This window comes from Pseudomonas sp. G11 (assembly GCF_029457515.1).
In the GTDB taxonomy this organism is placed as follows: Bacteria; Pseudomonadota; Gammaproteobacteria; order Pseudomonadales; family Pseudomonadaceae; genus Aquipseudomonas; species Aquipseudomonas gorinensis.
Genome location: NZ_CP120377.1, coordinates 5789595 through 5814889, shown reverse-complemented (window position 1 = coordinate 5814889; position 25295 = coordinate 5789595). Strand labels below are relative to the sequence as shown.

At 60.6% G+C, this 25295-nt stretch carries 23 protein-coding genes; 19 read left to right on the top strand and 4 right to left on the bottom strand.

Annotated elements, in window-relative coordinates; translation table 11 throughout:
• Positions 1-38: 38 nt before the first annotated feature.
• Positions 39-806, bottom strand: coding sequence for an AraC family transcriptional regulator (locus P2T68_RS26665; protein WP_069076749.1), 768 nt, complete (start codon positions 804-806; stop codon positions 39-41).
• 137 nt (positions 807-943) lie between these two features.
• Here P2T68_RS26665 and P2T68_RS26660 point away from each other — a divergent pair, with 137 nt between their 5' ends.
• Positions 944-1753 carry a UDP-2,3-diacylglucosamine diphosphatase gene (locus tag P2T68_RS26660; RefSeq protein ID WP_024076736.1) on the top strand — a complete coding sequence of 270 codons (810 nt, stop codon included), beginning with the start codon at positions 944-946 and terminating at the stop codon, positions 1751-1753.
• A gap of 159 nt (positions 1754-1912) precedes the next feature.
• Here the strand turns inward: P2T68_RS26660 and P2T68_RS26655 are convergent, their stop codons facing one another.
• From P2T68_RS26655 to phhA, 3 genes are all read right to left on the bottom strand, one after another.
• Positions 1913-3106: an amino acid aminotransferase gene (locus P2T68_RS26655; RefSeq protein WP_277378505.1), complete on the bottom strand. Its 1194-nt coding sequence runs from the start codon at positions 3104-3106 to the stop codon at positions 1913-1915.
• Positions 3106-3462: a 4a-hydroxytetrahydrobiopterin dehydratase gene (locus P2T68_RS26650; protein ID WP_069076748.1), complete on the bottom strand. Its 357-nt coding sequence runs from the start codon at positions 3460-3462 to the stop codon at positions 3106-3108. The genes P2T68_RS26655 and P2T68_RS26650 overlap by 1 nt, the downstream gene beginning before the upstream one ends.
• Before the next feature lie 103 nt (positions 3463-3565).
• Entirely contained in the window at positions 3566-4357 is a 792-nt protein-coding gene (gene phhA / locus P2T68_RS26645; protein WP_277378504.1) for a phenylalanine 4-monooxygenase, read from the bottom strand.
• A 257-nt stretch (positions 4358-4614) separates the two neighbouring features.
• On the opposite strand from phhA, the gene P2T68_RS26640 reads away from it, so the two are divergent.
• From P2T68_RS26640 to fliE, 18 genes are all read left to right on the top strand, one after another.
• Positions 4615-6177 (top strand): sigma-54-dependent transcriptional regulator, encoded by a 1563-nt coding sequence (locus tag P2T68_RS26640; protein WP_168233190.1) that lies wholly within the window; start codon positions 4615-4617, stop codon positions 6175-6177.
• Positions 6178-6405: 228 nt separating this feature from the next.
• Entirely contained in the window at positions 6406-7146 is a 741-nt protein-coding gene (locus P2T68_RS26635; RefSeq protein ID WP_024076731.1) for a flagellar basal body rod protein FlgF, read from the top strand.
• A 66-nt stretch (positions 7147-7212) separates the two neighbouring features.
• On the top strand, positions 7213-7998 hold the full coding sequence (gene flgG / locus P2T68_RS26630) for a flagellar basal-body rod protein FlgG (RefSeq protein WP_024076730.1): 786 nt from the start codon (positions 7213-7215) through the stop codon (positions 7996-7998).
• 53 nt (positions 7999-8051) lie between these two features.
• The gene (gene flgH, locus P2T68_RS26625) at positions 8052-8747 is read left to right on the top strand and encodes a flagellar basal body L-ring protein FlgH (protein WP_024076729.1); all 696 of its coding nucleotides are present in this window, start codon (positions 8052-8054) and stop codon (positions 8745-8747) included.
• A gap of 27 nt (positions 8748-8774) precedes the next feature.
• Entirely contained in the window at positions 8775-9863 is a 1089-nt protein-coding gene (locus P2T68_RS26620; protein ID WP_162163609.1) for a flagellar basal body P-ring protein FlgI, read from the top strand.
• A gap of 4 nt (positions 9864-9867) precedes the next feature.
• Entirely contained in the window at positions 9868-11133 is a 1266-nt protein-coding gene (flgJ, locus tag P2T68_RS26615; protein WP_277378503.1) for a flagellar assembly peptidoglycan hydrolase FlgJ, read from the top strand.
• 13 nt (positions 11134-11146) lie between these two features.
• Complete coding sequence (gene flgK, locus P2T68_RS26610; RefSeq protein ID WP_024076726.1) at positions 11147-13192, top strand: flagellar hook-associated protein FlgK; 2046 nt, start codon at positions 11147-11149, stop codon at positions 13190-13192.
• 14 nt (positions 13193-13206) lie between these two features.
• Positions 13207-14808 (top strand): flagellar hook-associated protein 3, encoded by a 1602-nt coding sequence (locus P2T68_RS26605; RefSeq protein WP_024076725.1) that lies wholly within the window; start codon positions 13207-13209, stop codon positions 14806-14808.
• 277 nt (positions 14809-15085) lie between these two features.
• Positions 15086-16015, top strand: coding sequence for a ketoacyl-ACP synthase III (locus P2T68_RS26600; protein ID WP_024076724.1), 930 nt, complete (start codon positions 15086-15088; stop codon positions 16013-16015).
• Between the two features lie 274 nt (positions 16016-16289).
• The gene (locus P2T68_RS26595) at positions 16290-17705 is read left to right on the top strand and encodes a flagellin (protein ID WP_277378501.1); all 1416 of its coding nucleotides are present in this window, start codon (positions 16290-16292) and stop codon (positions 17703-17705) included.
• Between the two features lie 74 nt (positions 17706-17779).
• Entirely contained in the window at positions 17780-18130 is a 351-nt protein-coding gene (locus P2T68_RS26590) for a flagellar protein FlaG (RefSeq protein ID WP_024076722.1), read from the top strand.
• A gap of 81 nt (positions 18131-18211) precedes the next feature.
• Positions 18212-19621, top strand: coding sequence for a flagellar filament capping protein FliD (gene fliD / locus P2T68_RS26585; RefSeq protein WP_024076721.1), 1410 nt, complete (start codon positions 18212-18214; stop codon positions 19619-19621).
• Between the two features lie 139 nt (positions 19622-19760).
• Positions 19761-20165 carry a flagellar export chaperone FliS gene (gene fliS / locus P2T68_RS26580; RefSeq protein ID WP_024076720.1) on the top strand — a complete coding sequence of 135 codons (405 nt, stop codon included), beginning with the start codon at positions 19761-19763 and terminating at the stop codon, positions 20163-20165.
• A gap of 25 nt (positions 20166-20190) precedes the next feature.
• Complete coding sequence (fliT, locus tag P2T68_RS26575) at positions 20191-20487, top strand: flagellar protein FliT (RefSeq protein ID WP_024076719.1); 297 nt, start codon at positions 20191-20193, stop codon at positions 20485-20487.
• A gap of 169 nt (positions 20488-20656) precedes the next feature.
• On the top strand, positions 20657-22132 hold the full coding sequence (locus P2T68_RS26570; RefSeq protein WP_024076718.1) for a sigma-54 dependent transcriptional regulator: 1476 nt from the start codon (positions 20657-20659) through the stop codon (positions 22130-22132).
• A 110-nt stretch (positions 22133-22242) separates the two neighbouring features.
• The gene (locus P2T68_RS26565) at positions 22243-23454 is read left to right on the top strand and encodes an ATP-binding protein (protein WP_069077440.1); all 1212 of its coding nucleotides are present in this window, start codon (positions 22243-22245) and stop codon (positions 23452-23454) included.
• A 6-nt stretch (positions 23455-23460) separates the two neighbouring features.
• Positions 23461-24837, top strand: a complete 1377-nt coding sequence (locus P2T68_RS26560) for a sigma-54 dependent transcriptional regulator (RefSeq protein WP_277378499.1) — start codon at positions 23461-23463, stop codon at positions 24835-24837.
• Positions 24838-24965: 128 nt separating this feature from the next.
• On the top strand, positions 24966-25295 hold the full coding sequence (gene fliE, locus P2T68_RS26555) for a flagellar hook-basal body complex protein FliE (RefSeq protein WP_024076715.1): 330 nt from the start codon (positions 24966-24968) through the stop codon (positions 25293-25295).

The window sequence follows — 25295 nt, the reverse complement described above, 5'->3', positions numbered from 1 at the left end:
GTGGACGGTGTGGGTGTCTGTCGTGCGGCTCGCGATTTTTAGCGCAGGACTCGCGTGTGCACCGAACGCCGCAAGGCGCCGGGGGAGGCGCCGAACTCACGCAACATTGCCGCGGCAAACGCACTCTGCGAGGCATAGCCGACGCGTGCGGCGATCTCGCCGATGGGCAGCGGGGTATCGCGCAGCAGGCCCAGTGCCCTGTGCAGGCGACGGCTGCGGATATAGTCCATGGGCGTCTGCCCGCACTCGGCCATGAATCGCGCATGCAGGCGCGCCACCGAGAGGTCGGCGATGCGCGCCAGGTCAGCGACCTGCAGGGGATGGGCGGCGTGCCGCTCGATATGGGCATTGAACGCGGCGTAGGGCAGGCGCCGGCCCGGCGTGAGGGGCGCCTGCGGATGATTGAGGCTGGCGAGTAGCAACACCGCGCCTTGCTGGGCGATCAGCGGGTCACTCACCGGGCTGTGCGCCAGCCATTGCACCAACTGGTGTTGCCGGGTATCCAGGGTCAGGCGGGCCGGTTGATCGAGCAGGCGGCGGCTGGCATCGGCATGCTCGCCCAACGATTGCAGCACCCAGTGTTCGGTGGGCACGTCGAGCACCAGGCAGCGGCTGCCATCGCGGCTGCCGCAGGCGTGATGCGCAGAGAAGGGCAGCACCATCACACTGCTCTCATGCACCTGGCTGCCACGGCCATCGACTTCCAGGTCCAAATGGCCGGACAGGCCGAACACCAGCTGCGCGTGGTCATGGCTGTGGGCAATGGGCGCTTCGAGGTAGTGGCGGAGCGTGAGGGACGGTTGCATCGCGGTCTCCTGGGCAGCAGGGCGCCAGTCTACAACGCTTCGCCCTCGGTGGGCGCTGTCATCAGACTGACGCACAGCTGTCATGGGCTATTCACCGCCTGGGCGCAAGCTCGCAAAAACAGCGTCGAGGGATGCCCATGACCAGTGCCGAGTTCACCCCGCCCAGCCGTAAGCAGCGCGTGCGTACCCTGTGGATTTCCGATGTGCACCTGGGCACCCGGGATTGCCAGGCCGAACACCTGTCGCAGTTTCTCAAGGGGTACCATGCCGACAAGGTCTACCTGGTCGGCGATATCATCGACGGCTGGAAGCTGCGTGGCGGCATGTATTGGCCCCAGGCCCACACCAACGTGATCCGCCGCTTGCTGACCATGGCCAAGCGCGGCACCGAGGTGATCTACGTCACCGGCAACCACGATGAGTTCCTGCGTCGCTATTCCACGCTGATCCTGGGCAACATCCAACTGGTGGACGAGGCCGTGCATGTCACCGCCGATGGCCGGCACTTGCTGGTGATCCATGGCGACCAGTTCGATGTGATCACCCGCTATCACCGTTGGCTGGCGTTCCTCGGCGACTCGGCCTACGAGTTCACGCTGACGTTGAACCGTTGGCTCAATCATTGGCGCGCGCGGTATGGCTACGGCTACTGGTCGCTGTCAGCGTACCTGAAGCACAAGGTGAAAACCGCCGTGAGCTTTATCAGCGACTTTGAAGAAGCCATCGCCCATGAAGTGACCAAGCGTGAACTGCACGGCGTGGTGTGCGGGCATATCCATCACGCGGAAATTCGCAAGGTGGGTGAGGTCGATTACCTCAACTGCGGGGATTGGGTGGAGTCGTGCACGGCGTTGATCGAACACTGGGATGGGCATATCGAGTTGTATCGGTTGGCCGATGCGCAGGCCAAAGAGGCACAGCTCAAGGCCGAGATGATCACCAACTGAAGGCCAACCACAGTCCAGATGTGGGAGGGGGCTTGATCCAACTGTAGGAGCGAGCTTGCTCGCGAAAAACGTCAACGATAACGCGTGCAGCCTGAATAGGCGCGGTGCTTATGAGTTCTTCGCGAGCAAGCTCGCTCCTACAATTGGTTTTGTGTTTCTTCAGTTGGAGACGTCGGCAATGGCTTCGGCCAGGAGCGTCAGGCGTGTCGCGTCAATACCCGCCACGTTAGCCCGCCCCGAACTGACCATATACACGCTGTGCTTCTCGCGCAGTTGCTTCACCTGCTCGGCACTCAAACCGGTGTAGGAAAACATCCCGCGTTGTGCGCCGATGTGCGCGAACCGCTCCGACAAACCGTGAGGCGCCAACGCCTCCACCAGTCCGCAACGCAACTGCGCGATGCGTGAACGCATGGATTCGACTTCGCCGCTCCACAGCGTCTTCAGCTCGGCATCGCCGAGGATGGTCGCGACCACCGCCGCCCCATGATCCGGTGGGGTCGACCACAGGTTACGGGCGATGTTCGCTAACTGGCTGCGCACGTCGGTCAGCTTCTCGGCATCCGCCGCACACACAATCAACGCGCCGACACGGTCACTGTACAGGCCGAAGTTCTTCGAACAGGAACTGGTGACCAGCACCTCTGGCAACTCGGTCGCCATTAGCCGTACCGCCCAGGCGTCCTGTTCCAGGCTGTCGCCGAAGCCCTGGTAGGCAAAGTCGATCAACGGCAGCAACCGGCGCTCGCGCACGATCTCCAGCACCTGGCGCCAGTCCGCCTGGGACAGGTCGAAGCCGGTCGGGTTATGGCAGCAGGCGTGCAGCAACACCACATCGCCCTCGGGCACGGTGGACAGGGTGGCGAGCATTGCCGCCACATCCAGCCGGTTGTCCGCCCCCACGTAAGGGTAATGGCTGACCTTGAGCCCGGCCTTGGCGAAGATGGTTTCGTGGATCGGCCAGGTCGGGTTGCTCAGCCATACGCCACGGCCGGGCAGGCTGTGGGCGATAAAGTCGGCGCTCAGGCGCAGGGCGCCGGTGCCGCCTGGGGTCTGGGTGGCGCCGGCACGGCCTTCGCGCAGCAGCGCCGAGTCGGTGCCCAGTACCAGCTCACTGATCAATGTGCCAAAGGCCGCATTGCCGTGGCCGCCGATATAGGTCTTGGTGGTCTGGGTGTCGACCAGGCGCTGTTCCGCGCGTTTCACCGAATGGGGAATCGGCGTCAGGCCCTGGTCGTCCTTGTACACGCCCACGCCCAGGTCGAACTTGTTCGGGTTGGAGTCTTGGGCGTACAGGTCCATCAGCCCGAGAATCGGGTCGCCGGGCACGCGACCAATGGCATCGAAATGCATTACTTGCGGCCCTCGGCGTTCTTGGCCACTTCGTCGGTACGCGCGGCCATGATGAAGTCGTTGCGGTGCAGGCCCTTGATGGAGTGGCTCCACCAGGTCACGGTGACTTTGCCCCATTCGGTGAGCAGGCCTGGGTGATGGCCTTCGGCTTCGGAGATTTCACCCATGGCGTTGGTAAAGGCCAGGGCGAACTTGAAGTTCTTGAACAGGAAGACCTTTTCCAGTTGCATCACGCCATCGCGTACTTCGATATTCCAGTCGGGAATCTGCTTGAGCAGCGCCGGCAGTTCTTCATCGCTGACTTGTGGAGCATCGGCACGGCAGGCTTCGCAGTGGGCTTGGTTCAAGGTAGTCATGGGGGTGTCCTGAATTCGAGTGTCTGGAAACGGTCGTCAGTGGCGTTACCCTAAAGCAACGCGGGGCCAGGGAACAGACTCACCTGGCCGCAAAACCTGAGGTTCACGCTGCTTTGGGTTTTGGCGGAAATTTCGGGGCGTGCAAGCCTAACTGCATACCGCGCTCAACCATGCCCATGATGTCTTCCTGCGTGACTTCGAACAGGCGCTTGAGGTTGGGCAGGACAAAGTACAGCGGTTGCAGGATATCGATACGATACGGCGTGCGCATTGCCTCCAGTGGGTCGAAGGCTTGGTGCTCAGGCTCGGACGACAGGCTGTACACCGTCTCTTTGGGCGACGACAGAATGCCACCACCGTAGATGCGCCGACCTTCAGGGGTATCCACCAGGCCGAACTCGATGGTCATCCAGTAGAGGCGCGCGAGGTACACCCGTTGCTCCTTGGTGGCTGCCAGGCCGAGCTTGCCGTAGGTGTGGGTGAATTCGGCGAACCAGGGGTTGGTCAGCAGCGGGCAGTGACCAAAGATCTCATGGAAAATATCCGGCTCTTGCAGGTAGTCCAGTTCTTCGCGGGTGCGAATAAAGGTCGCCACGGGAAACTGCTTGTTGGCGAGCAATTCGAAAAAGGTCTGGAAGGGGATCAGCGCCGGCACCCGGGCAACTTGCCAGCCCGTGGTGTCGGCCAGCACCTGGTTGATTTCGCTCAACTGTGGAATGCGGTCCAGGGGCAGGCCGAGCTTGTCGATGCCGTCCAGGTATTCCTGGCAGGCGCGACCCTCGATCACTTTCAATTGACGGGTGATCAGAGTGTTCCACACCGCGTGTTCTTCCGGCGGGTAGTGGATAAAACCTTGCGCATCGGGCTCGCGGGCCACGTAGTGCGTCTGCTTCATACGGCTCTCCTGCTAGGCATTCGTTCTTGTTATGTCCTGCGATGACCCTATTGATACCCCGACTGGGGCGCGATTCCACCTGCCGCTCAGGTGTGTTCGTAGGAAAAATTATCGTTTTTCGTAAAGTTTTCGTTACAGCCCTGGGTATTCTGGCGTCACCACGCTGTGAAAAGCGCGGCGACTGTCACATAATCTTGACGACTATCTGCGCCCAGCGACAAAAAGACGCAGCGCCTACCGACCTTTCGAGCCTTTCCATGCGTATCAAAGTGCATTGCCAGAACCGCATCGGCATCCTGCGGGACATCCTCAACCTGCTGGTGGAGTACGGCGTCAACGTCGCCAAGGGCGAGGTCGGTGGCGAGCACGGCAATGCCATCTACTTGTACTGCCCGAACCTGGTGAACATGCAGTTCCAGGCATTGCGTCCGCAGTTCGAGGCGATTGCCGGGGTGTTTGGCGTAAAGAGGGTAGGGCTGATGCCCAGCGAGCGCCGGCATATGGAGCTCAATGCGCTGCTTGGTGCCCTGGAGTTTCCGGTGTTGTCCATCGACATGGGCGGCTCCATCGTTGCCGCCAACCGTGCCGCGGCGCAGTTGCTTGGCGTGCGGGTGGACGAGGTGCCGGGGATTCCGCTGTCGCGCTATGCCGAGGATTTCGATTTGCCGGAACTGGTGCGCGCCAGCAAGTCGCGGATCAATGGCCTGCGGGTCAAGGTCAAGGGTGACGTGTTCCTGGCGGATATCGCGCCGCTGCAATCCTCCGAGCACGATGACAGCGAAGCGATGGCGGGCGCCGTGTTGACCCTGCATCGCGCCGATCGCGTCGGTGAGCGCATCTACAACGTGCGCAAGCAAGAGTTGCGTGGCTTCGACAGTATCTTCCAAAGCTCCAAGGTCATGGCTGCCGTGGTCCGCGAAGCGCGGCGCATGGCACCGCTGGATGCGCCGCTATTAATAGAAGGCGAAACCGGCACGGGTAAAGAGTTGCTGGCGCGTGCCTGTCACTTGGCCAGCCCGCGTGGGCAGTCGCCGTTGATGGCGCTCAACTGCGCCGGCCTGCCTGAATCGATGGCCGAGACCGAGCTGTTTGGCTATGGCCCAGGCGCTTTTGAAGGCGCGCGGGCCGAAGGCAAGCTCGGGCTGCTGGAACTGACAGCGGGCGGTACGCTGTTTCTCGATGGTGTCGGGGAAATGAGCGCGCGCTTGCAGGTGAAATTGCTGCGCTTTTTGCAGGACGGCTGCTTTCGGCGTGTCGGCAGCGATGAAGAGGTGTACCTGGATGTGCGGGTGATCTGCGCCACCCAGGTGGATTTGTCCGAGCTGTGCGCCCGTGGTGAATTCCGCCAGGATCTCTACCATCGCCTCAACGTGCTGTCCCTGCATATCCCACCGTTGCGTGAATGCCTTGATGGCCTGACGCCGTTGGTGGAGCACTTTCTCGACCAGGCCAGCCGCCAGATCGGCTGCCCGCTGCCCAAGCTGGCGCCCGCCGCGATGGAGCGCCTGAGCCACTACCACTGGCCAGGTAACGTGCGGCAGTTGGAAAACGTGTTGTTCCAGGCTGTGTCGTTGTGCGACGGCGGCACGGTCAAGGCCGAGCATATCCGGCTGCCGGACTATGGCGTGCGTCAGCCGCTTGGCGATTTCTCGCTGGAGGGTGGTTTGGAGGCGATCGTCGGACGCTTCGAGAAGGCAGTGCTGGAAAGCCTGTACGCCGAGCACCCTAGCAGTCGACTGCTGGGTAAGCGCTTGGGCGTGTCTCACACCACCATCGCCAATAAATTGCGCGATTACGAAATCCTCAAGGTCGACAAATAACCCGTGTGGGAGGGGGCAACCCCTCCCACATTTAATCCGTGGCGTTGCCGTAAGCGGCATAAGTCCGCCGTTTTTTCGACTCTCACCGGGACGTCATTTATTCACGCCCGCCGCCAAACCCCCGCCCCGCCTGCACTTCTCCCGCTTTTCAAAAGTTGGTTCGCAAATTGCTTAAGCCTCATCAGTACAGCGGTGGGCGGCAAGCGTCCGTCAGAAAGAGGATAGAGCGTGGACAAGTACCTTTATGTGGCAATGACCGGCGCCAGCCAGAATGCTCTGGCGCAGAAGGCCCATGCCAACAATCTGGCGAACATTTCCACCAACGGCTTCCAGCGTGACCTGGAGCAGGCCCGTTCGATGCCGGTGTTCGGTGACAGCTTTCCGGCGCGGGCCTTTGCCATGACCGAGCGGCCAGCCACCGACTTCTCGCCGGGCGCCATGATCGAAACCGGTCGTGACCTGGATGTGGCGGTCAGCGGTGACGGCTGGATGGCGGTGCAAACGCCTGACGGTGGCGAAGCCTACGTGCGCAGCGCCAGCATGAATGTGGATGCGCTGGGCGTGCTGCGGGCCGGCAACGGTATGCCGATCATGGGCAACGGTGGCCCGATTGCCGTGCCGCCCCAGCAGAAAATCGAAGTGGGCGCCGACGGCACCGTCAGCATCCGCGCCATGGGCGAAGGCCCACGGGTGATGGCGGAAGTGGACCGCATCAAGCTGGTCCAGCCGGACCTCAAGAACATGACCAAAGGCCTCGACGGCACCATCCACACCAAGGATGGCCAGCCGGCCCAGGCCGATGCGAGCGTCAAGCTGACCTCGGGCTTCCTGCAAGCGAGCAACGTCAACGCGGTGGAAGAAATGACTGCGGTGCTGGCGCTTTCCAAGCAATTCGAGCTGCACATCAAGATGATGAACAGCGCCAAAGAAGACGACCAGGCCATGACCCGCGTTCTGGCGATGAGCTGATAGCGGCATCACCCACACTAATTTTGCAGCACAGCGCCAACAAACAGGCGCACGAAGGAGAACAGCATGCTTCCGGCTCTATGGGTTGCCAAAACAGGCCTGTCCGCCCAGGACACCAACCTGACCACCATTTCCAACAACCTGGCAAACGTGTCGACCACGGGCTTCAAGCGTGATCGCGCCGAGTTCCAGGACCTGCTCTACCAGATCAAGAAGCAGCCTGGCGCCCAGTCGACCCAGGACAGCGAACTGCCGTCGGGCCTGCAACTGGGTACCGGTGTGCAGATCGTCGGCACCCAAAAGAACTTCAGCGCCGGTAACTTGCAGCAAACCGGCCAGCCGCTGGACATGGCGATCAACGGCAAAGGGTTTTTCCAGATCCTGCAGCCGGACGGCACCACTACCTACACCCGAGACGGCACGTTCCACCTGGACGCCAATGGCCAGGTCGTCACCGCCAACGGTTTTGCCCTGGAACCGGCGATTGTCGTGCCCGCCAACGCCCAAACGTTCACCGTCGGTAACGACGGCACCGTGTCCATTACGGTGGCGGGTAACCCGGCGTCGCAAGTGATCGGCAACCTGCAAACCGCCGACTTCATCAACCCGGCCGGCCTGCAAGCCATTGGTAACAACCTGTTCCTGGAAACCGCCTCCAGCGGCGCGCCGCAAATCGGCACCCCTGGCCTGAACGGTTTCGGCACCACGCTGCAAAGCACCCTGGAAACCTCCAACGTCAGCACGGTTGAAGAGATGGTCAACATGATCACCACTCAGCGCGCCTACGAGATGAACTCCAAGGTGATTTCCACCGCTGACCAGATGCTTTCGTTCGTTACGCAGAATCTGTAATCAAGTCTATGGGGCGCTCCTGAGAGCGCCTGCAACACCGTGAGGTTAGGGTCATGAATCGCTATGTTTCCGTTCTGGCATTGAGTGGGATTGCCGTGCTCGCGGGCTGTGTCGCCCCGACGCCAAAACCCAATGACCCGTACTACGCGCCGGTGTTGCCACGCACGCCGCTGCCGGCTGCGGCCAATAATGGCTCGATCTACCAGGCCGGTTTCGAACAGAACCTGTACAGCGACCGCAAGGCGTTCCGGGTCGGTGACATCATCACCATCACCCTCAACGAGAAGACCACGGCCAGCAAGAATGCCAACTCGCAGGTGGGCAAGACCAGCAAGACCGGCATTGGCCTGACCTCGTTGTTTGGTGCTGTACCGAACACCAATAACCCCCTGGGCAGCGGTGACTTGAGCCTGAGCGCAGGCTACAGCGGTGACCGCGCCACCAACGGCAAGAGTTCGGCGGGGCAGGGCAACAGCCTGACCGGTTCGATCACCGTGACCGTGGCCGATGTATTGCCCAACGGCATCATCGCCGTACGCGGTGAAAAGTGGATGACCCTCAACACCGGCGACGAGCTGGTGCGCATTGCCGGCATGGTCCGCGCCGATGATATTTCCACCGACAACACCGTGCCGTCGACACGGATTGCCGATGCGCGCATTACCTACTCGGGTACGGGTTCGTTTGCTGATGCGAGTCAGCCGGGCTGGTTCGACCGTTTCTTCCTTAGCCCGCTGTTCCCTTTCTAGGTGGCCACTTTGAACGTCAAACAGCTGATGGCAGCGGCACTGTTGTTATGCCTGAGCGCAGTCGCCCAGGCCGAGCGCCTGAAAGACATCGCCAGCATTTCCGGCGTGCGTTCCAACCAGTTGATCGGCTACGGCCTGGTGGTGGGGCTCAATGGTACGGGTGACCAGACCACCCAGACCCCATTCACCCTGCAGACCTTCAACAACATGCTCTCGCAGTTCGGCATCAAGGTGCCGGCGGGTTCGGGCAACGTGCAGTTGAAAAACGTCGCGGCGGTGTCGATCAGCGCCGACTTGCCGGCGTTCTCCAAGCCAGGCCAGGTGGTGGACATCACCGTGTCGTCCATCGGTAACTCGAAAAGCCTGCGGGGCGGCACCTTGCTGATGACCCCCCTCAAGGGTATCGACGGCAACGTCTACGCCATCGCCCAGGGCAACCTGGTGGTTGGCGGTTTCGACGCCGAGGGGCGTGATGGTTCGAAGATTACGGTGAACGTGCCATCGGCCGGTCGCATCCCCGGCGGCGCCACGGTTGAGCGCACCGTGCCCAGTGGTTTCAACCAGGGCAACAGCCTGACCTTGAACCTCAACCGTTCCGACTTCACCACCGCCAAGCGCGTGGTCGACAAGATCAACGACATGCTTGGCCCTGGCGTCGCCCAGGCGATCGATGGCGGTTCGATTCGTGTCACTGCGCCGCTCGATCCGAGCCAGCGCGTCGACTACCTGTCGATCCTGGAAAACCTTGAGGTCGACCCCGGCCAGGCCGTGGCCAAGGTCATCATCAACTCGCGCACCGGTACCATTGTGATCGGCCAGAACGTCAAGGTCTCGCCAGCGGCCGTGACCCACGGCAGCCTGACCGTGACCATCACCGAAGACCCGATCGTCAGCCAGCCTGGGCCGCTGTCCAACGGCCAGACCGCCGTGGTGCCGCGCTCCCGTGTCAACGCTCAGCAAGAAGCCAAGCCGATGTTCAAGTTCGGCCCTGGTACGACCCTGGATGAGATTGTCCGCGCGGTGAACCAGGTGGGCGCAGCGCCCGGCGACTTGATGGCGATCCTAGAAGCTTTGAAACAGGCCGGCGCCTTGCAAGCCGACCTGATCGTGATCTGAGGCCATGGCCATGGATATGCGCAAAAGCGGGCTGACCAGCACGGCGGACTCGGGGTCTTACTCGGACCTGAACCGGCTTAACCAGCTCAAGGTCGGTGCTGACAAGAACAGCGAAGGCAACATGCGCAAGGTGGCGCAGGAGTTCGAGTCGTTGTTCTTGAGCGAGATGCTCAAGTCCATGCGCTCGGCCACCGAGGCCCTGGGCAAGGACAACCCGCTGAACACTCCGGCCGCCAAGCAATACCAGGAAATGTACGACCAGCAGTTGGCGGTCTCGATGTCCCGCGAAGGTGGCGGTATCGGCCTGGCCGACGTGCTGATGCGCCAGATGCAGAAGAACAAGCCGGTGGACGCCCAGGCGGCCACCTTGCAGGGGCCGGCGGCGGCAGACGTGGCGAAGAAGGTCGATGTGCCGACGGAAATCGCCGCTGGCACCAAGGCCGATGGCCCGCTGGGTCGCTCCAATGGCCAGCGTCCGCTGTGGGCGTACCGCGTGGCGGTGCCCGAGGGCGCCAGCGCCCACGCCAACGATATGGCGCTGATGAACCAGCGTCGTATTGCCCTGCCAAGCAAGCTGACCGACCGCCTGCTCGCTGGCATTGTGCCGACCGCGCCGGTCGCGATCGATGCTAAAAACGCACCGCTGCGTAACAGCGTCGCCGACGACAGTGTGGTCAACAGCACCGCGCGCACGTTTGCCGTACCGAGCGGACGCATGCAGGTCTACGGTCGCGCCGTGGCCCAGCCACCGTTGGCGCCGGCGAAGAAAGCCTTCAGTTCCCAGGATGAATTCGTCGCCACCATGTTGCCGATGGCCAAGGCTGCGGCGGCGCGTATCGGCGTCGATCCAAAGTACTTGGTGGCCCAGGCCGCCCTGGAAACCGGCTGGGGCAAATCGGTGATGCGCGCCGAGGACGGCAGCAGCAGCCACAACCTGTTCGGCATCAAGGCCGGCAAGAGTTGGCAGGGCGGCCAGGCCCGCGCGATCACCAGCGAGTTTCGTGATGGGGCGATGGTCAAGGAGACGGCGCAGTTCCGTTCCTACGACTCCTACCAGGACAGCTTCCATGACCTGGTGACGTTGCTGCAAAGCAATGATCGCTATAAAGAAGTTGTGAAATCGGCCGATAACCCCGAACAGTTTGTACGCGAGTTGCAAAAAGCCGGATACGCAACCGACCCGGCCTATGCCAGCAAGATTTCGCAGATCGCCAAAACGATGGACAGTTACCAGAATTACGCTGCCGCGGGCGCGACCACTCATTTATAAGGTCTGAACCACCATGAGTTTGCTCAATATCGGGATGTCGGGGCTTAACGCCGCTCAAGGATCGTTGTCGGTCTTGAGTAACAACATCGCCAACGCCAACACCTCGGGCTATTCGCGTCAGCAGACCACCCAGAACGCGAACGCGTCGAACCCCTACGGCGGCGTATACATCGGTAGCGGCACCACCCTGGCCGATGTGCGCCGGGTATATAACGAATTCCTGGACGCGGCTTACCAGAACAGCACGGCACTCAATAACGATGCCAAGGCCTATTCGAGCCAGGCGAGCGCCATCGACAAGACCTTGTCGGACAAGACCACCGGCATGTCCTCGGTACTGGGGGCGTTCTTCTCCGCCGTGCAGACCGCCGCGTCCAACCCCAGCGACGTTTCTGCCCGACAAGTGCTGTTGACCAGCGCCCAGACCCTGAGCAACCGTTTCAACGCGATCTCCGGCCAGCTCAACCAGCAGAAAGAATCGATCAACGGCCAGTTGGGCACCATGAGCGATCAGGTCAACCAATTGACCTCGTCGATCGCCTCGCTCAACAAGCAGATCACCCAGGCCCAAGGCTCAACCACCACGGCGCCGGCCAACCTGCTGGATGCGCGTAACGAAGCGGTACGTTCGCTCAATGAGTTGGTGGGGGTCACCGCCAGCGAAAAGAACGGGATATTCAGCGTCAGTACCGGCACCGGCCAGTCCCTGGTGTTGGGCGACCAGTCCAGCACCATTTCGGCAGTGCCGAGCCAAAACGACCCGAGCCAGTACACCATCCAGCTCAATGCGGGTGGCGGAACCTCGATCGACCTGGGCAATGTGCTCAGTGGCGGTAGCATCGGTGGCCTGTTGCGTTATCGCAGTGACGCCTTGATGCCGGCCATCAATGATTTGGGGCGTATCGCCATCGCCACCGCCGATACCGTCAACAGCCAGCTCGGCCAAGGCCTGGATTTGAACGGCGACTTCGGCGTGTCCCTGTTCAAGGACGTCAACAGCGCTGTCGCCATCTCGCAGCGCAGCCAAGGCGCGGCGGGCAACAGCGCCGGTTCCGGTAACCTGAATGTCAGCATCAGCGACACCAGCAAGCTGTCGACCTACGACTATAAAGTCACCTTCAGCAGTGGCAATAACTACACGGTGACGCGTTCCGACGGCAAGGCCATGGGCGCGTTTGACACCACCACCACGCCGCCGCCGGTGATTGATGGTTTTACCCTGGCCCTGGACGGCAAAGGCCCAGTGGCCGCGGGTGACACTTTCAAGGTCAGCCCGACCGCCAACGGTGCCACCGGTATCGGTACCCAACTGACCGACGCCAATAAAATTGCATTCGCCGGGCCTTTGCTGGGCGAGGGCAGCAAGACCAACCAGGGCACTGGCACCTTTACCCCGCCGAGCCTGACGGTGCCGATCGACATCGATGGCGGCGCGGCGACCGCTCAGCTGCGTACCGGGATTGAACACTCGATGCCGGTCAAGATGGTATTCGGCAAGCCGGCCACCGACGGCACTCAGCCGTACACGCTCAACGATGCCCAGGGTAACCCGATTGGTACCGGCACCATCGTTCCAGGCCAAGGCAACAAGATTACGGTCGCCGTACCGATGCGCGATGCCAGCGGGACCTTGCTCACCCCGGCACAGAGCTTCAGTTTCGATACTACGGTCGGCGGCTCGCCTGCCGACGGTGACAGCACCTCGTTCTCGTTCAACGCCGCGGGCCGCTCGGATAACCGCAATGCCCTGGCATTGCTGGACCTGCAAACCAAGGCCTCGGTCGGCCTGGCCGATGGCAGTGGCGGTGGTGTGAGCCTGGTGACGGCCAACAGCCGCCTGGTCTCGACCGTGGGTGCCAAGGCCGCTTCGGCCATTACCGACACCACGGCAACCGGCGCATTGCTCAAGGCCAACCAGGACGCGCGCAACTCGGTGTCCCAGGTCAACCTGGATGAAGAAGCGGGCGACATGATCAAGTTCCAGCAGTACTACACGGCGTCGTCGCAGATCATCAAGGCTGCGCAAGAAACCTTCAGTACATTGATCAATAGTCTTTAAGGGAGTCTGGGACGATGCGTATTTCTACTGCTCAATATTTCGAAACCAGTTCCGCCAAGTATTCGGACAACTATTCCAGCGTGGTGAAGGCTCAAGACCAGGCCAGTTCCGGTGTGCGTGTGCAAACCGCCGGGGATGATCCGGTCGCCGCCGCGCGCTTGCTGTTGCTGCAACAGCAGAAAGACATGCTGGGCCAGTTCAACGGCAATATCACCAGCCTGAAAAACTCCCTGACCAACGAAGAAAGCGTGCTCGGCGCGATCAACGATGCTTTGCAGCGCGCCACTCAGTTGGCCCTGCGTGCCGGTGGTTCGTTGAGCGACGCCGACCGTCGCTCGGTTGCCAGTGAAGTGGGGGCGATCGAGGATCAGGTCCTGGGCTTGCTCAACAGCAAGGACTCTTCCGGCAACTACCTGTTTTCCGGTTCCAAGACCCAGACCCCGCCCTACAGCCGTAACAATGATGGCACCTACAGCTATCAGGGCGACGAAACGCCGCTGAGCCTGCAAGTGTCGAATACGTTGACGGTCAACGCTGGCGATACCGGCAAGACGGTTCTGGAGGGCGCTGCCAACTCCAGTCGCACCCAGGCCACGTGGCTTGCACCTGTGCCCCAGACGGTGCCGCCGACGGTCAATGACAACAAGGTTGCGCTGTCGGCCGGGCTGGTGACGTCGAGCTCCGACTACGCCAGTAAGTTCGCCGACGGCGAGCCGTACAAGCTGACCTTTACCAGCAGTACTCAATACAAGGTGTCCGATAAGAACGGCACTGACGTGACTTCGGAGATTGCCGGCAACGGTACCTTCGACGCCACCAAGGAAGGCAGCACCAGCGTGGCGCTGCGTGGGGTGAAGTTCGACATCACCATGAACCTCGGCGACGTTGCTCCGGGCGCCAACTCCGATGCGCTGGTCAAGGATCGTTCGTTCAGCCTGGAAGCCAAGCCGGATACCTTCAGTATCTCGCGCACGCCGAGCAACGCGTCCACGGCACAATTGAACAATGCCACCGTGTCCAGCCAGGCGGGCTATGCCAGCACGTTCCCGACCAACAGCGGGGCGCTGATCAAGTTCACCAGCGCCACCGCCTATGAGATGTATACCCAGCCCTACACCGCCAATAGCAGGCCCATTGCCACCGGTGATACCGGCGGCGGGACAACCTTGACCGCGGCCGGGGTGACCTTTGACATCAGCGGCGGGACGCCGCAAGCGGGCGATCAGTTTTCCGTGGGGGCCAATACCCAGAAAACCCAGAATGCGCTGGACACCCTTGGCCAATTGCGCAAGGCGCTGGAGCTGCCCGCCGACGGCAATCCGGCGGCGACCGTCAAGCTCAAGGACGTGTTGGATGCTTCCATCGCCAACCTGGCCAATTCAATGTCGCAGATCACCAACGTGCGGGGTTCCATCGGTGCGCGGGGCAACGCCCTGGACATCCAGTCTGACGAAAACACCAGTATCGGCCTGGCCAACACCAGCACCATGAGTGACCTGGCCAACATCGATATGGGCGAGGCGGCGATCAATCTGACGCTGCAGCAAACCATGTTGCAGGCCTCGCAATTGGCGTTCGTCAAAATCTCCCAGTTGAGCCTGTTCAACAAGATGTAAGCGGCGTCTAGCCAAGCGGCCCGCTCTGGAAACAGGGCGGGCCGTTTTCGTTTCTGGGGTTTAATTGTTTGAAGGTTTTGCACAAAGCACACACAATTGAGTGACCTGTGAGTCATAAAGCGCATCTTCACTGTATCGTGTGAAAAGGATAAGTCGTCACAGGGTCCTTGCGGGGCGGCTTTCAGCGAGATTTTTATGGGGTTATCCCCTTTATTGTCCAGCACTCCAGGCGTCGTCCGAGGGGTGTTCTCCAGCTATTTAGTATTGGGAAGCCACAATGATTGGCATAAAAAGCATCGCCAGTTACGTGCCGGCAGACGGGATCGATAACTACGCCCAGGGTGCCAAATTCGCCAAGGATGAAGAGTTCATCATTGGCAAGATCGGGTCGGCGTTTCTGCCGCGCAAGGAAGCTGCGCAGGAAACCTCCGACCTGTGTGTCGAGGCGGTCAACGCTTTGTTTGCCAACAACCCGGATTTGAAGCGCGAGTCCATCGACGCACTGATCGTCGTCACCCAGAACGGCGACGAAGAGGGTTTGCCCCACACCGCCGCCATCGTCCAGGACAAGCTGGGCCTGCCGACCCACGTGGCGGCCTTCGATATTTCCCTGGGCTGCTCGGGCTACGTCTACGGTATCTACGCAATGAAAGGCTTCATGGAAGCCACCGGCCTGAAAAACGGCCTGCTGGTCACGGCCGATCCGTACTCCAAGATTGTCGACCCGGAAGATCGCAACACCACCATGCTGTTCGGCGATGCCGCCACTGCCACGTGGATGGGCGAAGACGCGTCGTGGTTGCTGGGCAAGGCGAAGTTCGGCACCGACGGTTCCGGCGCGCCGCACCTGAAGGTCAGTGATGGCGTGTTCTTCATGAACGGCCGCCAGGTGTTCAACTTCGCATTGCTCAAGGTGCCGGCACACCTGCATGAGCTGCTCGATGAGTCGCAGCTCAAGGCCGACGACATCGATGCGTTCTGCATTCACCAGGGCAGTGCGGCGATTGTCGATGCCGTGGCGCGGCGTTTCGAGGATGCCCCGGTGGACAAGTTCATCAAGGATATGGTCGAGACCGGTAACACCGTGTCGTCGAGTATTCCATTGCTGCTGGAGAAGCACGTGATGGACGCTACCTGGAAGCGCGTGGCCATCAGCGGTTTTGGCGTGGGCCTGTCGTGGGGCTCGGCGATTCTGCATCGTCCGTGACGCGTCGGTAGACTGAGTTCGCCGCAAAAGCAAACGCCGATGATCGAAAGATCATCGGCGTTTTTTATTTGGCGCCAAAAAAACCAGAAAATCCGGTGGGAAAAGTCAGCCTAAAGCCTTGAATTACAAGGGATGGCACGAGGCCAGTAAAAAAAATAAAAAAAAGGCTCAAGCAACCGCCTACCACGACGATAACTATTACGTAGGTTCTCAGGCCACACCCGGCGGTTGCCAGGGCCGGAAGCCGCAGTATCCATCCAACGAGGATTTCGTCATGGCTTTAACAGTAAACACTAACGTTGCTTCGATCACTACCCAGGGCAACCTGAACAAAGCAGGCGGCGCCCTGGCCACTTCCATGCAGCGCCTGTCTTCCGGCCTGCGTATCAACAGCGCTAAAGACGACGCTGCCGGCTTGGGTATTGCTACTCGCATGACTAGCCAAATCAACGGCCTGGGTCAAGCAGTGAAGAACGCCAACGATGGTATCTCCATCGCGCAAACCGCTGAAGGCGCAATGCAGGCTTCGACCGACATTCTGCAAAAAATGCGTACCCTGGCTCTGTCTTCGGCTACTGGCTCCCTGAGCACCGACGACCGTAAGTCGAACAACGACGAATACCAGGCTCTGACTTCGGAACTGACCCGTATCTCGCAAACCACTACTTTCGGTGGCCAGAAACTGCTGGACGGTTCGTACGGTACCAAAGCCATCCAGGTTGGCGCCAACGCTAACGAAACCATCAACGTAAGCCTGGACAACGTTGCTGCCAACAACATCGGTTCGCAACAGATCAATAGCCTGGGCATCACCCCTGGTGCCGGTGTTGCTGGTGGCGCAATCGCTGTGACTGGTAACGGCCAGACTACCAGCGTAACCGTAGCTGCCGCTGCTTCCGCTAAAACCATCGCTGCCCAACTGAATGGCGCCGTCGGTGGCCTGAGCGCTACCGCCAGCACTGAAGCTCAGTTCGTTGTCGGCGCGGGTGCTGCTGCTGCTCCGGCTTCGTTCACCATGACCGTTGGCGGCCAAGCCACCACGTTCGTCGGTGTGACCGATACCGCCAGCCTGGCTGACCAACTGAAGTCGAACTCCGCCAAACTGGGTATCAGCGTTAACTACGATGAATCCAAAGGCACTCTGTCGGTTAAATCCGACACCGGTGAAAACCTGGCCTTCAGCTCTTCGACCGCTGCCGGTACCATCACTGTTGCGACCAAAGACGGTTCCGGTGCCTACGGTACTGCCACTGCCCTGGCTGACGGCATCATCGCTACCGGTGCTGTGAACATGAACTCCTCCAAGGGTTACTCCCTGGAAGGCGCTGGTGTGACCGGTCTCTTCGGCGCCGCTACTTCGGCTGCTTCGGCCAAGGTTGCGGTTTCGCAGACTGACGTGACTGACGCCACCAAGGCCCAGAACGCAGTGTCCGTAATCGACCAGGCTATCGCTACCATCTCCAGCTCCCGTTCGGGCCTGGGTGCCGTTCAGAACCGTCTGACCAGCACTGTGGATAACCTGACCAACATTCAGAAAAACACCACGTCTGCCCGTAGTACTGTTCAGGACGTCGACTTCGCTTCCGAAGCCGCTGAACTGACCAAGCAGCAAACCCTGCAGTCGGCTTCCACTGCGATCCTGTCGCAGGCTAACCAACTGCCATCCGCTGTACTGAAGCTGCTTCAGTAATCACAGCGCTGGGTAAATGACGGGAGGGCGCGTTTACGTGCCCTTTCGTCTTTTCCAATCAGAGGAGATTGGGCATGGACATGAATGTAAAACTGAACTTGTCTTATCCGCTACAGGCCCCTCAAGGCACTGTGGCACCTGTGGTTGCTGACAAAGATAAGACTAAGGTTGAGCCGGCCGCGCCAGCCACCGGTAAGTCTCAAAAGGACGATCTGGAAAAAGCGGTCACCGATATTAAAGAATTCGTACAAGCGGCCCAGCGCAATCTGGATTTTTCCATTGACGCTTCCACCCATAGGGTTGTGGTCAAGGTCATTGCCACCGACACCGGTGAAGTGATCCGCCAGATCCCCTCGGAAACGGCCTTGAAGCTGGCACAAAGTCTGTCCAGCGCCAGTCACGTGTTGTTTGACGACAAGGCTTGAGCTGGCATGAAACTTGTTGCTGTTACGGCTTGAAGTGTTGTTCGTCAAGATAACGGCAGCCACCGTAAAAGGAGAAAGATGATGGCGGGTACAACGATTACTGGCGTGGGGTCGGGCTTCGATACCCAGGCAATTGTAAAGTCCCTGGTAGATGCCGAGCGAGCGCCGAAACAGTCGCAGATCAATACCCAATCGCAAAAGGCAACTACCCAGCTGTCGTCGATCGGCAAGATCCAGGCTGCCCTGGACGCCTTCCGTGGTGCGCTGACCAGCATGGGCACCGACAACAGCTTCAGTGGCTTGACCGGTACCTCTTCGGATGAAAAAGTCGCCACCATGACGGCCAACCAAGGTGCAGCGAACGGCAGCTTCTCGCTGATCGTCAACCAGCTGGCCATGCCTTCGAAGCTATCGACCAAAACGTTTGCCGGTGGCCAGTCGACAGTCGTCAACGCCGGCACCACGGCGACAACGCTGACAATCACGCAGTCGGGCAAGAACTTTGATTTGAGTGTGCCGGCAGGCGCGACACTGCAACAGGTGCGTGATTCGATCAACTCCACGTTCGGCACCGCCGGCCTGAGTGCCAACATCCTCACCGACTCCACCGGTTCGCGTCTGATCCTGACCTCCACCAATAGCGGGGTCGGTTCGGACCTGACGATGTCGGGCAACTCTGGGATTGATACTGGCTACACGGTAGTCAGCGCGCCTCAGAACGCCAAGTACACCATCGATGGCATTGCGGCGGAGTCCAAGTCCAACAGCATCACGGATGCGGTGAGTGGGGTAAGCATCAAGTTGCTGTCGCTGTCGCCTACGGTCACGGCCAACGATCCGAATACAACCAACCCGCTTCGTACCGCCATGACCATCTCGGTCACTACCAGCGCCACCGCGCTGAAGTCCGGGGTCAAGGGCTTTGTCGACAGCTATAACGCCCTGCTCAAGGCCATGAACGCCGAGACCAAGGTCACCAAGGACGCCGCGGGTAACTCCATCGCCGCGACCCTGACCGGCGACTCGACCATGCGCACCTTGCAGTCGGCGATCCGCAACGAGTTCAACGCGCTTTCGGGGAACGGCACCTTGAAGTCCCTGGCGCAGTTCGGTGTCACAACCGATCAGGATACCGGCGCGCTGAGCATCGATAGCAAGCAGTGGGATAAGGCGGTGCTGACCAATGCCGCTGACATCAACAGTATCTTCAGCGGCAAGACTGGCTTGCTGGCGCGCCTGACGGCCGCTACCGACGCGTATGCCAAGCCGAGCACCGGGATTCTGGCCACGCGTACCACCTCGTTGGCCGACAGCCTGAAAGACCTGACCAAGCAGCAGACCGATCTGGATGACCGTCTCACCACCATGCAGGACGCCTTGACCCGCAAGTACACCGCCATGGATACGCTGGTAGCGCAGTTGCGTCAGCAGAGCACCAGTATTCTCGGTACGCTCAATGCAATCAGTGGCTCAAAAAGCAGCAGCAGTTGATTGACTGCGCCTGAAAAAGCCCGGGTCCGTTGACCTGGGCTTTGTTCTTTGTAGAGCCGCCGGGTTAAAGTTTTTTGCGACCCGGTCGACATAATGGTTACTGCAATCCTTCCAGCTGTTGCCTGTCACGAGGTAGAAAATGAATCCCATGAGAGCCCTTCGCCAATACCAGAAGGTCAATTCCCATGCCCAGATCTCCGAAGCCAGCCCGCATCGCCTGGTGCAGATGCTGATGGAAGGCGGCCTGGACCGCATGGCGCAAGCCAAGGGGGCGCTGGCGCGTGGCGATATCGCTCAGAAGGGCCTGATGCTGGGTAAGGCCACCGACATCCTGATCGGCCTGCGTGATGGCCTCGATGCGGAAAAAAGCGACAACAAGGAATACGTCCAGCAACTGGAAGGTCTGTATGTGTACATGACCAACCGCTTGATGCAGGCCAACCTGCACAACGATGCCGAGATGATCGACGAAGTCGCTCGTCTGCTGATTACCGTAAAAGAAGGCTGGGATGCCATTGCCGCACCGCAGGGTGCCGCACAATAAGGCCATCGGCCTTGAGGAACTCGTCATGAGCCAAGCACTGCAACGCATTGATGAAACCCGCGACGCCTTGATCGACGCGCTGGCGGAACGTAACTGGGACGCCATCGGCGAACTGGATATGGGCTGTCGCAGTGTGATCGAGGAGGTGCTGAGCGAAGCGCCGGTGGACGAGGATGCGTTGCGAGAGAAACTGGAGAGCCTGCTCGCGGTTTATCAGCAGTTGCTGGAAGTGACGACCGGCGAACGCCAGGCGATTTTCGAAGAGATGTCGCAGATCAACCAAGCGAAAAAGGCGTCAAAGGTTTACCATCTGTTCGGTTGAACGGGCGCAGTTAATCCGAACGGCGCGTCATATATTTGACTGTGCCAGCATTTTTGACTTAACTAGTGCTGTTTTCAGATTTCAGACGTCTAGTAAGTAAGAAGTCTTACAAGCGTCTAGATTGCCCTCACTCTGGGGCAGAGCGTTTTACTAGGGAAGTTGCTATTGCATGTGGCGTGAAACCAAAATTCTGCTGATTGATGACGATAGCGTCCGTCGCCGCGACCTGGCGGTGATTTTGAATTTTCTTGGCGAAGAAAATCTGCCCTGCGGTAGCCACGATTGGCAGCAGGTGGTCAGCTCATTGTCATCGAGCCGTGAAGTCATTTGTGTGCTGATCGGGACGGTAAACGCTCCTGGTGCAGTTCTGGGCTTGTTAAAGACACTGTCAACCTGGGATGAGTTCCTTCCGGTGTTGCTAATGGGCGATATTTCTTCTGTCGACCTGCCGGAAGACCAGCGCCGCCGTGTACTTTCCACCCTGGAAATGCCGCCCAGCTATAGCAAATTGCTCGATTCCCTGCACCGCGCCCAGGTCTATCGCGAGATGTACGACCAGGCCCGCGAACGCGGTCGCCACCGTGAGCCCAACCTGTTCCGCAGCCTCGTCGGCACCAGCCGTGCGATCCAGCACGTGCGCCAGATGATGCAGCAAGTGGCCGATACCGACGCCAGCGTGCTGATCCTCGGCGAGTCCGGCACCGGCAAGGAAGTGGTCGCGCGCAACCTGCACTATCACTCCAAGCGCCGCGACGGGCCATTCGTGCCGGTCAACTGCGGGGCAATTCCTGCAGAGCTGCTCGAAAGCGAACTGTTCGGCCATGAGAAGGGCGCCTTTACCGGAGCCATCACCAGCCGTGCCGGGCGTTTCGAACTGGCCAACGGCGGCACCCTGTTCCTTGACGAAATCGGCGACATGCCACTGCCGATGCAGGTCAAGCTGCTGCGCGTGCTGCAAGAACGCACCTTCGAGCGCGTTGGCAGCAACAAGACCCAGAGCGTGGACGTGCGCATCATCGCGGCCACCCACAAGAACCTCGAAAGCATGATCGAGGTCGGCAGCTTCCGCGAAGACTTGTACTACCGCCTCAACGTCTTCCCGATCGAGATGGCCCCGTTGCGTGAGCGCGTGGAAGACATCCCGTTGCTGATGAACGAGCTGATCTCGCGCATGGAGCACGAAAAGCGCGGCTCGATTCGCTTCAACTCCGCCGCGATCATGTCGCTGTGCCGCCACGGCTGGCCGGGCAACGTCCGCGAACTGGCCAACCTGGTGGAGCGCATGGCGATCATGCACCCCTACGGTGTGATCGGCGTGGTCGAGCTGCCGAAAAAATTCCGTTACGTCGACGATGAAGACGAGCAGTTGGTGGACAGCCTGCGCAGTGACCTGGAAGAACGGGTCGCCATCAACGGGCATACCCCGGACTTCGGTGCTACCGCCATGTTGCCGCCGGAAGGCCTGGACCTGAAGGACTACCTGGGCAACCTGGAACAAGGGTTGATCCAGCAGGCCCTCGACGACGCCAACGGCATCGTCGCCCGTGCCGCCGAGCGCCTGCGCATCCGCCGAACCACCCTGGTGGAGAAGATGCGCAAGTACGGTATGAGTCGTCGAGAAGGTGATGAACAGGCAGATGATTGACGCCTGTTTTTCAAGCCACTGTTTTATAGGTGGTTTTTTTTAGGCACGGGTATTGCTACAGCCCTCGCAACGTTCCGTTTAACTGACGGTCAGCCAAGCGAGAGAGCATGATGCCCCACGCCGCCCAACTAACTTCGGTCCCTGATCTCCAGGGACTTGTCCCGTCTGTAGAGCAACAGAGCCGCCAGGGCCTGGAGCAGGCGTTTTCGCTGTTCAACCAGATGTCCAGCCAACTGACTGATTCCTACAGCCTGCTGGAGGCTCGGGTCTCCGAGCTCAAGGGTGAGCTGGCCGTGGTCAGTGCCCAGCGCATGGAAGAGCTGGCCGAGAAAGAGCGCCTGGCCAACCGTCTGCAAAACCTGCTCGACCTGTTGCCCGGCGGCGTGATCGTCATTGACGACCAGGGTCGCGTGCGCGAAGCCAACCCGGCCGCCTGCGACATGCTCGGCCTGCCGCTGGAGGGCGAGTTGTGGCGTGAAGTGATCACCCGCTGCTTCGCGCCGCGCGAAGACGACGGTCATGAAATCTCCCTCAAGGACGGGCGCCGCCTGTCCATTGCCACCCGCTCCCTGGACGCCGAGCCCGGCCAGCTGGTGCTGCTCAACGACCTGACTGAAACCCGTCACCTGCAAGACCAGTTGGCGCGGCATGAACGGTTGTCGTCCCTGGGGCGGATGGTCGCTTCTTTGGCGCATCAGATCCGTACGCCGCTGTCGGCCGCGTTGATCTACGCCAGCCATTTGACTGATGAGCAATTGCCCGCCGCCACCCAGCAGCGTTTTGCCGGGCGCCTCAAGGAACGCTTGCATGAACTGGAGCATCAGGTGCGCGACATGCTGGTGTTTGCCCGCGGCGAATTGCCGCTAACCGACCGCATCACGCCGTCGGGGTTGATGCAGTCGTTGCAGGCGGCAGCAGCCACCCATATCCAGGAAGCCAATGTGCGCTGGCAGTGCGACAGCCACCTCGGCGAGTTGCTGTGCAATCGCGACACCCTGGTGGGCGCCTTGCTCAACTTGATCGAAAACGCCACCCAGGCCAGCGGCCCCGGCGCACGGCTCAAGGTGCACTTGTATACGCGCGGGCAAACCCTGCGCCTGTGTATCAGCGACAGCGGCAGTGGCATCGAGCCGGCGGTGCTGCGGCGCCTGGGTGAACCTTTTTTCACCACCAAGACCAACGGCACGGGCCTCGGCCTGACCGTGGTCAAGGCAGTGGCGCGGGCTCATCAGGGAGAATTGCAGCTGCGTTCCCACCTGGGGCGCGGCACCTGTGCATTGATGACCTTGCCGCTGTTCGTCAGCGCGGCAAGCGCGGAGTAAAGAGCAATGGCTATCAAGGTTTTATTGGTGGAAGACGATCGCGCCCTGCGTGAGGCATTGGCTGACACGCTGCTGTTGGCGGGCCATGACTACCGGGCGGTCGGTTCTGCCGAGGACGCCTTGGAGGCCGTCGAGCAGGAGTCCTTCAGCCTGGTGGTCAGCGACGTGAACATGCCTGGCATGGATGGCCACCAGTTGCTCGGCCTGCTGCGTGCGCGTCAGCCGCAGTTGCCGGTGTTGCTGATGACCGCCCATGGCGCGGTGGAGCGGGCGGTGGACGCCATGCGCCAAGGGGCGGCGGACTACCTGGTCAAACCATTCGAACCCAAGGCGCTGATCGAACTAGTCGCCCGGCATGCCCTGGGTGTGATCCCGGCCACCGACGGCGAAGGTCCGATTGCCTTCGAGCCGGCCAGTGCCCAATTGCTGGAGCTGGCGGCCCGTGTGGCGCGCAGTGATTCCACGGTGTTGATTTCCGGCGAGTCCGGCACCGGCAAGGAGGTACTGGCGCGCTATATCCACCAGCAATCCAGCCGCGCCAAGCAACCGTTTATCGCCATCAACTGCGCCGCGATCCCCGACAACATGCTCGAAGCGACGCTGTTCGGCCATGAAAAAGGCTCGTTCACCGGCGCTATCGCGGCCCAGCCCGGCAAGTTCGAGCAGGTCGACGGCGGCACCCTCCTGCTCGACGAAATTTCCGAAATGCCCCTGGGCTTGCAAGCCAAGTTGCTGCGGGTGTTGCAGGAGCGTGAAGTGGAGCGGGTCGGCGCACGCAAGCCGATCCAGCTGGATATCCGTGTGATCGCCACGACCAACCGCGACCTCGCGGGCGAAGTGGCGGCAGGGCGTTTCCGTGAGGACTTGTTCTATCGGCTTTCGGTGTTCCCCCTGGCGTGGCGCCCGTTGCGCGAACGCCCGGCAGACATCCTCCCGCTGGCCGAGCGGCTGCTGAACAACCACGTCAAAAAAATGAAGCACGCCCAGGCGCGGCTGTCGGCCGATGCCCAGGCCTGCTTGATCAGCTACCCATGGCCCGGCAACGTGCGGGAATTGGACAACGCAATCCAGCGCGCGCTGATTTTGCAGCAGGGCGGCTTGATCCAGCCTCAGGATTTCTGCCTGGCCATGGGCAGTGGCGCCGCGCCGCTGCCGAGCCTGGCGCCCGCTCCGGTCGTCGCCGAAGCCGAGTCTGCCGGTGCCCTGGGTGACGACCTGCGGCGCCGCGAATTCCAGATGATCATTGACACCCTGCGTGCCGAGCGCGGCCGTCGCAAGGAGGCTGCCGAACGCCTGGGCATCAGCCCGCGCACCCTGCGCTACAAGCTGGCGCAGATGCGCGATGCTGGTATGGACGTGGAAGCGTATCTTTTTGCCACCTGATCCGTAACGAGACTGACAAGGTTTGTCGCCTTTTCTTACGAGTTGCTACAGAGCTGGCACCCTTGTTGCTACCTCCCCAGTAATCGCTGCGTAGTGTCAAAAAATTGCGGGTTGTCGGAGAGAAGGTCATGAGCCAGGGTATTGAGTTCAATCGGTTGATGTTGGATATGCGCTCCATGCAAATGGATGCCATGGCTCAGCCGAAATCCGTCGCGCCAGCGCCGGAATTGGGCCAAAGCAGTTTCGCCGATATGCTCGGCAAGGCAATCAATAAAGTCAGCGATACCCAGCAAGCCTCCAACCAGTTGGCCACCGCGTTCGAGATCGGCAAGAGCGGCGTGGACCTCACCGATGTGATGGTCGCCTCGCAAAAGGCCAGCGTTTCGTTCCAGGCGTTGACCCAGGTCCGTAACAAGCTGGTGCAAGCCTATCAAGACATCATGCAGATGCCGGTTTAA